The following is a 12961-nucleotide window of genomic DNA, read 5'->3' as shown; positions in this document are numbered from 1 at the left end:
ATTATGTCACCCTCCTAAAACGGCGCATAATATATTGCGAAATGATATTCATAATAAAAGTAAACATAAATAACGTTGCACCTACAGCATACATGCTGTAATAAGTAATCGTTCCGTGCGGAGCATCACCTAAACTCACTTGTACAATATAGGCTGTTAATGTTTGAATAGAATGAGTCGGATCTATCGATACATTAGGTGTGGATCCAGCTGCAATAACAACAATCATCGTTTCACCAATCGCCCTGGAAGCTGATAATATAATCGCTGCCATTATGCCCGTAAAAGCCGATGGAAACACCACTTGTTTTACCATCTCAAAACGAGTCGCTCCTAGCGCTAATGAGGCTTCTTTAATTCCTTTTTCTACAGCTCTCATCGCATCTTCAGATAGAGACGCAATCGTCGGGATCATCATGAACCCTATAACAATACCCGGACTAATAGCATTAAAAAACTGCAAATCTGGTATAACGCGTTGTAAAAGTGGTGTGACAACTGTTAACGCGAAAAAACCATATACAATTGTCGGGATGCCTGCTAGTAGCTCTAACAACGGTTTTAATATTTTCCGAGCGCCATTCGAAGCGTATTCGCTTAAAAACACGGCACAACCTAAACCAATAGGAATTGCTACGAACATGGCAATTGCTGTTACAAGGATTGTTCCACATATAAGTGGTAATATACCGAATTTCGGATTTTCAAAAAAAGGTAACCATTCTTTCTCTGTCAAAAAAGAATACAATGATATCTTTTGAAAAAACATGATTGTTTCATTTGCCAACGTAATAATAATTCCAAGTGTCGTTACAATGGACACGCTAGCAATGACTTTTAGTATTAACGGAACAATTCGATTGATTCGCTGCGTTTTTTTTCTTCTATTTGTATTTCTCTCAATCAAATGTTGTACAGAAAATGTAATTTGACTTTTGTCATTATGAGCCAAAGATGAAAACCCCTTTCCACCCTGACATTACCTTTTTATTTCTGTTAACATTCGCAGCTGTTCATTATATTTTTCTTTTGGTAATTTTACATATCCGACCTCTTCAGCAAGGCTTCCAACATGCTTAATCATAAACTCAACATAATTTGCTACATTAATTTTATTTCTGATAGATGCATGATTCACATACGTAAATAGCGGCCTAGATAATGGCTTATACGTACCCGATTGAATGGTCTCTTTCGTTGGAAATACACCATCCACCTGTATTGCTTTTACCTTATCTCGATTGGCCATATAATAAGCATATCCTACAAAAGCAATGGCATTTTTATCATTCATTACCCCTTGCATAATAACTTGATCGTCTTCAGACAAAGAAACCGTTTTTACAAGGCGATTATTTTGTAAGACAACATTTTGGAAATAATCATAAGTACCAGAGTCTACGCCTGGCGCATAAAATTTAACTTGTTCACGTGGCCATGATGAATGAATTTGTGACCATCGTTTCAATCTTCCATTTTCACTCCATAATAGACGTAACTCGTCTATCGTCATATTGTTTACCCACGTATTTTGACGATTCACAACAATCGTTAGACCATCATAAGCAACCTCAAATGGTGTAAATTGAATGGAGTTTTTCTGCATTGCATTTTCTTCTACCGGTTTCATCAATCTCGAAGCATTGTTTATATCTACTTTTCCTTTACTGAAACGATTAAATCCTCCTCCTGTCCCAGAAATACTAATAGAAATTTTCACGTTTGGATGGGCCTTTGTATATTCCTCTGCTACTGCCTCTATAATAGGAAAAACCGTTGAGGATCCATCAACTCTCACTTCTCCCATTTCATTTGTAGCGAATGCAGTAGACATATTAAAACAAAGGAAACATGTCGATAATGTCAAAACTTTAATCGATGTGCTCATCCATTTCACGTGTTTTTCCTCCTAGAAGTAACCGGAAATAACAGGATTACAGATATAAGAATACTGCTAAACTATTAATTCGGTTTTAATTGTTTGTAAAAGTTTTGTAAAGTTCCACAAAAACAACTGTATACACAAATTTAATTTTGAATTTTGTACTTTAGATGCAGGAAATTTTCTAATCATCCATAAAGTGAAACTTTAATCAGTGGGGGTTTTGTTCATCCCCCCACTGATTATTAGCCTTCACCAATCGGGCGTTTACGGGCAGCAGGGCTCCCACCTAACTTCTTTGCTCCAACTGAATTTTGAGGTGGGAGTTTTACTGCCCACAAATAGCGGGATAAAACTGTTATCTCCTATCACACAAGACAAACTTAGAGCGTATGCACTCATCTTGTTATGTTCATCGTTTTTGAAACTACATGTTTTTTTCAACATTTTACGCTTGTCCACATTTACTAAACCATATGCATAAAGCATAAAAAAAAGCACACTATCTTTTCAGATAGTGTGCTTTTTTTACAACTTTTTTATTCATCATCTTGTGTATTACTTTTTTTCTCTTTTTCATCTTTTGGAGCTTCACCAGTTAATTCTTGTTTTTTCAACTCAAAGTAAGCGTCCATTATTTCACGACCAATATATCCGTTAATTCCTGTTTTATCATCATGTACCCATGGTACAACAACAGAAAATGCTACTTCTGGATCTTCAAGTGGCGCATAACCTACTAATGTTAAGTTATATGTTTCAACACGCTCACCCTTTGCATTTCTACCAATCTCTTTATCTCCGCCATACACAGTTTGAGCTGTACCTGTTTTCCCAGCGGCTTTATATGGTGCACCTGTAAAGTATTTTGTAGCTGTACCACCTGTATCGTTAAACACTTGTCTAAATCCTTCTTGAACACGTTTAATTTGTGATTCAGGCATATCAACACGATTTAATACTTTCGGTTCCATGGATTGAACCACTTTACCAACTTCCTCTGGCTTCGCCGATGGCTGACGAATTTCCTTTACAACTTGTGGTTGCATACGATATCCACCATTTGCAATCGTCGAAATATATTGCGCTAATTGAAGCGGTGTATACGTATCATACTGTCCAATTGATAAATCTAATAAGAAACCTGGTTGATTCCCTTTACCCATCTGGCCAGCAGTTTCATTTGGCAAATCAATTCCTGTTTTTACACCAAGTCCAAACTGACCAAAATAGTAACGCATAGTATCAAACGCACTTTTCGGAATATCTAACGTACCGCCTCGTACATATGAAACCCCAGCGATATTCATCGCTGTTTTAAACATATAAACGTTAGAAGACTGTTTTAACGCTGTAAGGTCATTAATATACCCCATCGTTTTCCAAGATGATTTTGTTTGTGTACCTTTTAATTTAATTGGTTCATCCAACTGTACAGATCCAGGTTGAATTGCACCAGTTTGATATCCCGTAAGTACTGTCGCGCCTTTTACAGTTGAACCCATAGGATAAGAACTCGTCATCGTTCCTAATGCAAAATCTTCTACTTTCGTTTCGCCGTCTTTATTCACTAATTGTTTCCCCGCCATAGATAAAACTTCACCATTTTTCGGGTTCATCATTACAACGAATGCACGGTCTAAAAGAGGTTCGCTCCCTTTAAATCTCATTAAGTTCTTCGTAAGAATTTCTTCTACGCGCTTTTGTAATTTCATATCAATCGTTAAATTCAGGTCGTTACCTCGTTGTCCTTGTGACACATTAATAGTTTCTAAAATATTTCCGTCTTTATCTGTAACATTTCTTACTTCAGCTTTTGTACCGTGTAGGCTATCTTCATATTGTTGCTCAAGGTAACTTTTCCCTACGCGATCATTACGATTATAATCACGAACAAGATAGTAATCTAGCCTTTCTCTCGGTAACCCTTCATCAGAAGAAGTTACACCACCAAGTACACTTCGGAACATATCGTCATACTTATATTTTCGTTCCCAGTCGACATTTGTATCTACACCTGGCAATTTCGCCAAATTTTCACTAATAATCGCGTATTCTTCTTCTGTTGCACCTTTTTTAACGATTTGCGGCGTCATTGCATATCCGCTTTCCATCTTACTTTTGATCGCCAATATTTCTAAATCTTTTGCTGACAGTTGATTAATCTCTTCTTCTGTTACACGATTTCGTTGACGTTCATCTAGTTCTTTATCGTCAATTTTATTCGCTTTAAACTCTTCACGATCTTTTTTTATGATTTTTGCTTCTGCTTCTTCTTTATGTAAAGCAAGCCAATAATCTTTTTTATCGCGATCTGTTAACTTATCTGTTGGGACTTCAATTAAATCTGCTAACTTTTTCGCCGTTTCTAAGCGATCTGCTGCAGTTGATCCCTTCATTTTTGTAAATGTAATTGTACGAATAGGCTCATTATCTACGACCGCTTCTCCATTACGATCAAATATTTTCCCGCGTGGTACAGGATTACTTATCGTTGAATTTTCTTTTTTCTCAACTTCATTTTTATATTCCTCGCCACGAACAATTTGTACGTATCCAAGCCTTACAATAACCGCGGAGAACATTAAAAACACGCAAAAAAACAACACGTTTAACCGAAAGGGAACGTGGGTTTTTGTCTTTGTCTGGTTCTTTTTCTGCTTCTTGCTCATACAAACCCCCTCTACCAACAGCTATGTAATGTGAAAGGGACACCTTCATACAGGTGCCCTCACTGCTGTCTTACATCTTTTTCTATTCTAGCATAAAACAAACGATAAGTTAACCTTCTGGTTCAGTTTGATTCTGCGTGGTTCCTTGCGCTACAGCGCTGGTTTTGTTCACATTTCCCTCATCATATTTGACATTTTTAACTGCAAAATAAATAAGAAAATGTCCAGCTCCTAAAATACATAGTAAGAACGGTAAACTTTTTTCAGGAGGAAAGAATATGACAGCACATAAAAAACTTAAAATGGAACAAATTCTTCCGGCATTTAACCATAATTCCCTGACAACTACATATTCTACACGCCATTCTCTCGCCTGTTTTGCTCTACCAATTACATCGTATGTCATAGATCCGTACGGAACGAGTAAAATAGGATATGCAACCGCAATACATGCTGCATAAATAAGTAATTTCGTATATGTAACATTGAAAATAACTAAAAATACGACCGCGTATAAAATAATGCCACCAATTAAAATTGCTTTTTTTCGCCATTCTTTCTTTAACATACGAGCAACTAAATAATAGCATACAAATGATACTGCAGAATTCACTAAACTATACTTCCCTAGTGCTAACTCGCTACCAGATGCTAAATAGACGTATACCGAAATAACGAAAATAAACGTTCCCTCTCTTAAACCTTGGAAGAAATGAGCACGCGTAATTCTTCCCCAGTTTTCATCAACTTGCCGCTCTTTCAATACTTGTACAATTTCATAGCGTCCTTCACATTCCCTCTTCGATAAAAAAAAGCTTAGAACGACTGCAACCGCAAATAGCATTAACGAAAGGCAGAAAACGACAGTATAACCGCTCCATTTTTCCATACGTGAAATTGTATATCCTGCAGCTATCGGTCCAATCATTCCAGAGAAAGATGTAAGAAGTCCGAGAAAACCGTTAAAAAAATCTCTTGTTTCTGGTTCTGTAATCTCAAATGTCAACAAGTTAAAAGCGAGCCAATAGAAACCATAACCAACTCCTAAAAGGGCTCCCATTAGTAAAATATAGTGAGATGCACTTTTTCCCGCTACTAAAACGACGATAAAAAAAGCAGCTAACGTGCCTACACCGATTCGCAATAAAATCGAGCGATCAATACGTTTCGCTAATTTCCCGCCCACAAGAAATGTTAGAGGCTGCAATACAACGCTGGCCAAATTATACAAGCCCAGATTTACATAATTTTGTGTTTGCTTCCATAAATAAATGTTTACAAACGTATTCGATAAAGAAATTGCGAGCGTGTATAAACCTCCTATAACGAGCAATAATACTAAATCCCGATTCACTTCAACATCACCAATTACATGTTTCCACTTCATACACAACTCTCCTTTACTTCATGTTCTAGTCTTCCAAAGACAAGCTCAATTATGTAAAAGGAGAGCATAGAAAAAAGCTAGGAGAAACTCCTAGCTTTTTTCTAGCTGTATTAACTTTAATTATTTTGCTTCTTGGTAAAGTTTTTCAGCAACGTTCCAATCTACAACGTTCCAGAATGCACCGATGTAGTCAGGACGACGGTTTTGGTAATTTAAGTAGTAAGCATGCTCCCAAACATCTAAACCGATAACTGGAGTTTTACCTTCAGTTAGAGGAGAATCTTGGTTTGGAGTGCTTGTTACTTCTAGCTCACCATTATTTACTACTAACCAAGCCCAACCAGAACCGAAGCGAGTTGCGCCAGCTTTTGCGAATGCTTCTTTGAATGCATCGAAGCTACCGAATTTCGCTTCAATCGCAGTTGCAAGTTCGCCTACTGGTTGTCCCCCGCCGTTTGGAGATAGGATTGTCCAGAAGAATGTATGGTTAGCATGTCCGCCACCATTGTTACGTACTGCTGTACGGATTGCTTCAGGTACTTCGTTTAAGTTTGCAACTAATTCTTCAACGCTTTTGTCTGCTAATTCTGCATGACCTTCTAAAGCAGCGTTTAAGTTTGTAATATACGTGTTGTGATGTTTTGTATGATGGATGTTCATTGTTTCTTTATCAAAGTGAGGTTCTAAAGCATCATACGCATAAGGTAAATTTGGTAATTCGTGTTTTGCCATTGTTATATTCCTCCCGGTTTATGTATTGTCACTACATATGTGACCTACAACTTCATTCTACCCTAATTGCCATAGGGTGCAAACAAATAAATCGCTTTGTCTTGCTATCATTAAAGTAGCAAAATTCCCACTTCTTTTCAATTAAAATGCTCATATATTCCGTAAAAAAAGCTTCCTTCTACAAGGAAGCTTCCTGCTGGCATACTAAACATCTGAAATGGATATGGACCCTGTAGGACTCGAACCTACGACCGGACGGTTATGAGCCGTCTGCTCTAACCAGCTGAGCTAAGGGTCCACGATTATGTATGTAACATTAAAAACAACTAAATTCCCATCGGATATATCGTTTGAAAAATGTAAGATAAATTTACCATATACAAAAGAAAAGTGTCAATTGTATTTTTCTCTACTAAAAGAAGTAAATTAATGAAAAGAAATTTAGTCCTTTCTACTATATGTAAATATAATATATCTTGAGCTTCTCTAGATTCGTACGTTACAATGATTTTACACATACATAAAGGAAGTGAATCTATGTCCATTTTTACACAGCTAGCAAAAAGCGTATATTCGCCTAAAGATATGGCGCTTTTCCGTTTTCAAAAAATCGGTAAAACCATTTTGTATATTATGCTTCTTTGCCTAATCACTACTATTCCAAGAACTTTCTTGTACGGTAGCGTTATTCAAGATGGTGTTAACATGGTAAATAAAGTAATCGAAAAAGATTTACCTGATTTTAAAATTGAAAATGGCGAGCTAACAGCTGATATTGATCAACCTATCGAAAAAGAAGACGGAAATGCCCTTTTCGTATTTGATCCAAATTCAACAGACTTAGAAAAATATCAAAATAAAACAGGTTTATTTGTTTTAAAAGATAAAGTAGTCTCCATGGGGAATGGTCAAACACAAACATACTCCTATAATGACTTATTAGGCGCATCTCTTGAGAAAAAAGATTTACAAGATTTCATTTCGTTATTTGACAGTATTTATCCAATCTTATTATTCGTTATTGGGTTCTTACTGTACTTGTTCCAATTATTTATTACCTTTGTAGGAGTTACATTGCTTGCCTTCATCGGTTCTGCGATGAGCGGTCAACGCAAATTATCTTATAAACAAGTTTGGACATTAACTGCTTACAGCTACACAATTCCAACAATCTTCTTTATGATTATGGATTTATTCAAAATAAACGTACCTGGCGCAACATTCATTTACATTGCAGTTGTTTTAATCGTTCTATACTTAACAATTAAAGAAGTTCCAAAACCGAAAGAAAAACAAGAACTATAAAAAAATGCCTAAATAGGCATTTTTTTTTTGGACAAGCATATATTCCTAGCAAAGGAGTGAAGAATATGAAGAGATTAGGTGTACTCTTATTCGTGCTTGTCCTCGGTTATATATTTTATTACGACATAAAAATCGGTACTTTACCGATGTTAAGTTCATACAAAAAAACCTCTGCTGCCCAAACGATAAAACAAGAAAATACAGATACAAAACAAAATAAAGAGAAAGAAACAGAAAAAGAAACGGATACAGCTTATAAAGCAATCGAAGTAAAAACTGGCGATACAGTTCTTTCTATTACAGAAGCGATTAATAAGAAAAAAATCCCTTCTATTGAAAAAGTAATTGATGATTTTAAGCAATTAAATAAAAATACATCTGCTACAAAAATCCAAGTTGGAAAGTCTTATAAATTCCCGTTATATCAATAAGCAATCACTTAATCCTTGTCAATTACATAAAGGCGCTGATACAATAGTAAAAGTGAAACCGAGTACTTTGGTTTCCATAGCCCTTTCTCACACATACTATCATTGATGTAAGGGACTAAAATAAGAAACTTCTTTTATAAGGAGAGCGATCAATTCGTGAATGAAATGACTCAACGCACAAAAACACGTCCAGTTAAAGTCGGTAATTTAACAATTGGCGGTAACAATGAATTAATTATACAAAGTATGACGACAACAAAAACACATGATGTTGAGGCTACAGTTGCTGAAATTAAACGTTTAGAAGAAGCTGGCTGTCAAGTTGTTCGTGTTGCTGTTCCAGACGAACGCGCAGCAAATGCTATTGCTGATATTAAAAAACAAATCAACATTCCACTTGTTGCTGATATTCATTTTGATTATCGCCTTGCTTTAAAAGCAATCGAAGGTGGCATTGATAAAGTACGTATCAATCCAGGTAACATTGGACGTCGCCATAAAGTAGAAGCTGTTGTAAATGCAGCGAAAGAGCGTGGCATTCCAATCCGTATCGGTGTAAATGCCGGTTCATTAGAACGTCATATTTTAGAAAAGTATGGATATCCAACTGCTGATGGTATGGTCGAGAGCGCACTGCACCATATTAAAATTTTAGAGGACTTAGATTTCCACGATATTATCGTATCAATGAAAGCCTCTGATGTTAACTTAGCAATTGAAGCATACGAAAAAGCTGCTCGCGCTTTTGATTATCCATTACATTTAGGTATTACAGAATCAGGAACATTGTTTGCTGGAACTGTAAAAAGCGCCGCTGGTCTTGGAGCAATTTTAAGTAAAGGTATCGGAAATACACTTCGTATTTCTTTAAGTGCTGATCCAGTTGAAGAAGTAAAGGTTGCACGTGAACTATTAAAGTCATTCGGTCTTGCATCTAATGCCGCAACACTTATTTCTTGTCCAACTTGTGGTCGTATTGAAATCGACCTAATTAGCATTGCTAATGAAGTCGAAGAATACATCTCTACACTTAAAGTTCCAATTAAGGTTGCAGTACTCGGCTGCGCCGTAAACGGTCCTGGTGAAGCTCGTGAAGCCGACATCGGTATTGCTGGTGCACGCGGAGAAGGTTTATTATTCCGTAAAGGGCAAGTCGTTCGTAAAGTACCAGAAGAAACAATGGTAGAAGAACTGAAAAAAGAAATTGATGTAATCGCTGCTGAAATGGCTGCCGAAAAAGAAAAAGAAAAACAAGAACAAGAACAATAAAAAAAGGTTGCCCACAATTTTTGTGAGCAACCTTTTTTACATTTAAATTAAAAACTCGTCAGTTATATAACCGACGAGTTCTCTTATTTTGCACATTTTGGACAACGACCATATATTTCGAACTTATGTCCCGTTACCTCATAACCTTTAAAATCTTTATTCATAAAATCCATTGGGCAAGAAGTGATTTCTTTCGTACCACCACAATCTAAACAAATGAAATGATGATGATGTTCCATAATAGAGCACATAAAACGAAAATGTTTTTCACCATTTAATTCCGTTTGCTCTAAAACACCAATTTCAGCAAAAACCGTTAAGTTACGATAAATCGTATCGAAACTAAGTCCTGGATAATCATCCTTCATATGTTCTAAAACATCTTTTGCGGTTAAATAACGATTATGCGCCGCGAATAATCTTAGCATCTCTTCCCTTTTCCCCGTATGTTTATATCCTTTTTCCTTCATTAGGCGTAAAGCTTCTGTTAGATTCATACCTATCCCTACTTTATGCAGTTTTTTTCTTCTTCCATAAAATCGCACCGATTAAAATAAGAACCGCTATCATAACAATTGTACCACCTGGTGCTAGATCAAGTTGATACGAAGCAAACATTCCACCAATTACTGCAATTTCACCAAATAAAATGGAAAAGAAAATTGTTTGTTTAAATCCTTTTGCAATACGAATACTTGCTGCAACTGGTAACGTCATTAAAGATGATACGAGAAGAACACCTACAACACGCATTGATACCGCAATTACAAGAGCAACTAATATAATGAAAATAAAGTGAATCCACTTTGCACTCAAACCGGTTGATACAGCGTATTCCTCATCAAATGATAGTAAAAACAACTCTTTGTATAATAAAACAATCGTTATAATAACTACAATTGCTACTATACCAATAATAATTAAATCTGCACTTGTCACAGCACTTACACTACCAAATAAATAACTAAATAAATCCGTATTGAATCCATTAGCAAGTGAAATGAAGATAACTCCAATCCCCATCCCTGCTGAAAGTATAATCGGAATTGCTAACTCTTGATAATGTTTATATACAGTACGTAATTTTTCAATTAGCAATGCTCCACCGATTGAAAAAAACATTCCCATATATAAAGGGTTTAAAAACCCTCCAGTAAAGATTGTCTTTTCAAGTAATAAACTGGCTGCAATTCCTGATAACGTCACATGACTTAATGCATCCGCAATAAGCGACATGCGGCGAATTACAACGAACACGCCGATAAGTGGTCCGACAAGCCCAATTAAAATACCAGCGTATAAAGAATTACGTAAAAAATCATATTGTAAAAAATCCTGTATCATTATATCCTCCCGTGATGCCCATGTTCATGCTCTAAGCGATGAACATGATGCCCATATAAAATCGACATTTCTGCATCTTCTAACTCTCGGAATTCCTCTACATTCCCATGGAAATGTAGATGCTGATTTAAACATGCAACATGCGTCACCTTCTCTGTTACAGCACCCATATCGTGCGTAACAAGAATTAACGTGATTCCTAATCTTTTGTTTAAGTCCTCTAGTATCTCATAGAAACTTGCCACATTTTTCACATCGATCCCAACAGTAGGCTCGTCCAAAATAAGCAATTCCGGATCACTTACAAGTGCACGAGCAATAAATACACGTTGTTGTTGTCCACCAGAAAGTTCTCCAATGTTGCGACCTTGAAACTCGCTCATACCTACATCAGCAATCGCTTTTTCTACTTTCGCATTATCGGCTTTCGTAAAAAAGCGAAAAAGCCCTTTTTTCGAAACGAGCCCCATTGAAACAACCTCAAAAACAGTTGCCGGGAAACCTGAGTTAAAGCTGCTTGCCTTTTGGGATACATAACCAACTTTATTCCACTCTTTAAATTTCTTACTATCAATGCCAAACAATCTAATACTTCCTTGCTTCGGTTTTAAAACACCTAATAAACATTTAAGTAAAGTCGATTTCCCTGAACCATTCGGTCCAACTAAACCTAAAAAAGCTCCCTTCGGAACTTGCAAATTAATATCTTCTAATACGTTGCGATCTTCATATCGAAACGTTAATCCTTCTATTTCCAATATATTATTCATAGCATCTCACCTATTTTAATTCAGAATGATTCCGATTTATCTCTATTTGAATTATAGTACAGCTTATTATAGTTGTAAACCAATCTGCCCAAAATATATTCTTTATTTCTAGAAACCTTATTATTATAACAAAAAGCAGAGAAATTTTCTCTGCTTTTAAAAAATATTACAAATCATTTTTTAATGAATTGCCGATTTAAACTTACCACCATTTGTCTCTTGCGTATTCATAATGGTAACAAATGCATTTTCATCAATTTCGTGCACAATTGATTTTAACTTTGTTACTTCAAGACGTGTGACAACTGCATAAATAACTTCTTTTTCTTTATCTGTATAACCACCTTTAGCAACAAGTTTTGTTGTTCCACGACCAAGGCGGTGTAAAATTGCATTTGATACTTCCTCATATTGATCCGATACAATTAAAACAGCTTTCGTTTCGTCCAATCCTTGAATTACCGTATCAATTGTTTTGAATGCAATATAGTACGTCATAACAGAATACATCGCTTGTTCAACACCAAACACAAATGCTGCCCATGCAAAAATGAATAAGTTCACAAACATTACGAATTCACCAACAGAAAATGGTAATTTTTTCGTTAATAAAATCCCCATAATCTCTGTCCCGTCTAACGATCCACCATGACGAATAACAAGTCCTACACCAAGCCCTAAAATAAGACCACCAAAAACTGTTGCTAAAATCGGCTCTGTTGTAAATGGTGGGATAGCATGCAACGTTGATTCAATAAATGCTAAAGCTACAATTCCAAATGCTGAAGATAACATGAATGTTTTTCCAATTTGCTTATACCCGGAGTACATAAAAGGAATGTTGAGGATAACAACTAAAGTAGAAAAACTTAGCCACCAAATATTAGGAGTAAGATAATCTAATATAAGAGAAATACCAATAATTCCACCATCAATAATTTTATTTGGCATTAAAAACAGTTCAATCGCTACCGCTGCACACGCTGCCCCAAAGACAATCATAACTAAACGATATACAAGATGAATAACACTTTCTTTTCGATGTTGCTTTTTCTCCATAAGTCCTCCTTATACTCTTTATCTATAGTTTCGTTCTTATATTATAACATAAGCTCCTTTTCTCCATTGAAAAAATGCACCTTGATACGAATATGTACAAGCTATGCTTA

At 36.0% G+C, this 12961-nt stretch carries 12 protein-coding genes and 1 tRNA gene; 3 read left to right on the top strand and 10 right to left on the bottom strand.

Going from position 1 to position 12961, the window contains the following annotated elements:
* Window position 1 precedes the first annotated feature (1 nt).
* The 6 genes from pstC to ACFVQC_RS03165 form a co-directional block, all read right to left on the bottom strand.
* Window positions 2-952: a phosphate ABC transporter permease subunit PstC gene (pstC, locus tag ACFVQC_RS03190; protein ID WP_377889289.1), complete on the bottom strand. Its 951-nt coding sequence runs from the start codon at window positions 950-952 to the stop codon at window positions 2-4.
* Window positions 953-979: 27 nt separating this feature from the next.
* Complete coding sequence (locus tag ACFVQC_RS03185; RefSeq protein ID WP_377889291.1) at window positions 980-1897, bottom strand: PstS family phosphate ABC transporter substrate-binding protein; 918 nt, start codon at window positions 1895-1897, stop codon at window positions 980-982.
* A 524-nt stretch (window positions 1898-2421) separates the two neighbouring features.
* Complete coding sequence (locus tag ACFVQC_RS03180) at window positions 2422-4554, bottom strand: peptidoglycan D,D-transpeptidase FtsI family protein (protein WP_377889292.1); 2133 nt, start codon at window positions 4552-4554, stop codon at window positions 2422-2424.
* Window positions 4555-4663: 109 nt separating this feature from the next.
* Window positions 4664-5941 carry an MFS transporter gene (locus tag ACFVQC_RS03175; RefSeq protein WP_377889294.1) on the bottom strand — a complete coding sequence of 426 codons (1278 nt, stop codon included), beginning with the start codon at window positions 5939-5941 and terminating at the stop codon, window positions 4664-4666.
* 120 nt (window positions 5942-6061) lie between these two features.
* Window positions 6062-6673, bottom strand: coding sequence for a superoxide dismutase [Mn] (gene sodA, locus ACFVQC_RS03170; protein WP_377889296.1), 612 nt, complete (start codon window positions 6671-6673; stop codon window positions 6062-6064).
* Between the two features lie 224 nt (window positions 6674-6897).
* Window positions 6898-6971 (bottom strand) — tRNA-Ile (locus ACFVQC_RS03165).
* Window positions 6972-7210: 239 nt separating this feature from the next.
* Between ACFVQC_RS03165 and yqgB the strand changes: the two genes are divergently transcribed.
* The 3 genes from yqgB (at window position 7211) to ispG (ending at window position 9678) form a co-directional block, all read left to right on the top strand.
* Window positions 7211-7978 (top strand): protein YqgB, encoded by a 768-nt coding sequence (gene yqgB / locus ACFVQC_RS03160; RefSeq protein ID WP_002034056.1) that lies wholly within the window; start codon window positions 7211-7213, stop codon window positions 7976-7978.
* 65 nt (window positions 7979-8043) lie between these two features.
* Window positions 8044-8409: a hypothetical protein gene (locus ACFVQC_RS03155; protein WP_340778319.1), complete on the top strand. Its 366-nt coding sequence runs from the start codon at window positions 8044-8046 to the stop codon at window positions 8407-8409.
* A 165-nt stretch (window positions 8410-8574) separates the two neighbouring features.
* Complete coding sequence (gene ispG, locus ACFVQC_RS03150) at window positions 8575-9678, top strand: flavodoxin-dependent (E)-4-hydroxy-3-methylbut-2-enyl-diphosphate synthase (protein WP_377898125.1); 1104 nt, start codon at window positions 8575-8577, stop codon at window positions 9676-9678.
* Window positions 9679-9761: 83 nt separating this feature from the next.
* Here the strand turns inward: ispG and ACFVQC_RS03145 are convergent, their stop codons facing one another.
* From ACFVQC_RS03145 to ACFVQC_RS03130, 4 genes are all read right to left on the bottom strand, one after another.
* A complete protein-coding gene (locus ACFVQC_RS03145) occupies window positions 9762-10175 on the bottom strand; it encodes a Fur family transcriptional regulator (protein ID WP_002067192.1) in 414 nt (137 codons plus the stop codon).
* Window positions 10176-10188: 13 nt separating this feature from the next.
* Window positions 10189-11022, bottom strand: a complete 834-nt coding sequence (locus ACFVQC_RS03140) for a metal ABC transporter permease (RefSeq protein WP_377897410.1) — start codon at window positions 11020-11022, stop codon at window positions 10189-10191.
* Window positions 11022-11792, bottom strand: coding sequence for a metal ABC transporter ATP-binding protein (locus ACFVQC_RS03135; protein ID WP_377897409.1), 771 nt, complete (start codon window positions 11790-11792; stop codon window positions 11022-11024). Before ACFVQC_RS03135 ends, ACFVQC_RS03140 begins: the two co-directional genes overlap by 1 nt.
* 180 nt (window positions 11793-11972) lie before the next feature.
* Window positions 11973-12851: a YitT family protein gene (locus tag ACFVQC_RS03130; protein WP_219920251.1), complete on the bottom strand. Its 879-nt coding sequence runs from the start codon at window positions 12849-12851 to the stop codon at window positions 11973-11975.
* Window positions 12852-12961 lie beyond the last annotated feature (110 nt).

Source organism: Bacillus sp. NPDC057893, from assembly GCF_042796455.1.
In the GTDB taxonomy this organism is placed as follows: Bacteria; Bacillota; Bacilli; order Bacillales; family Bacillaceae_G; genus Bacillus_A.
Note: the sequence above shows the minus strand (reverse complement) of the source record. Positions and strands in the feature narration are given on the sequence as shown.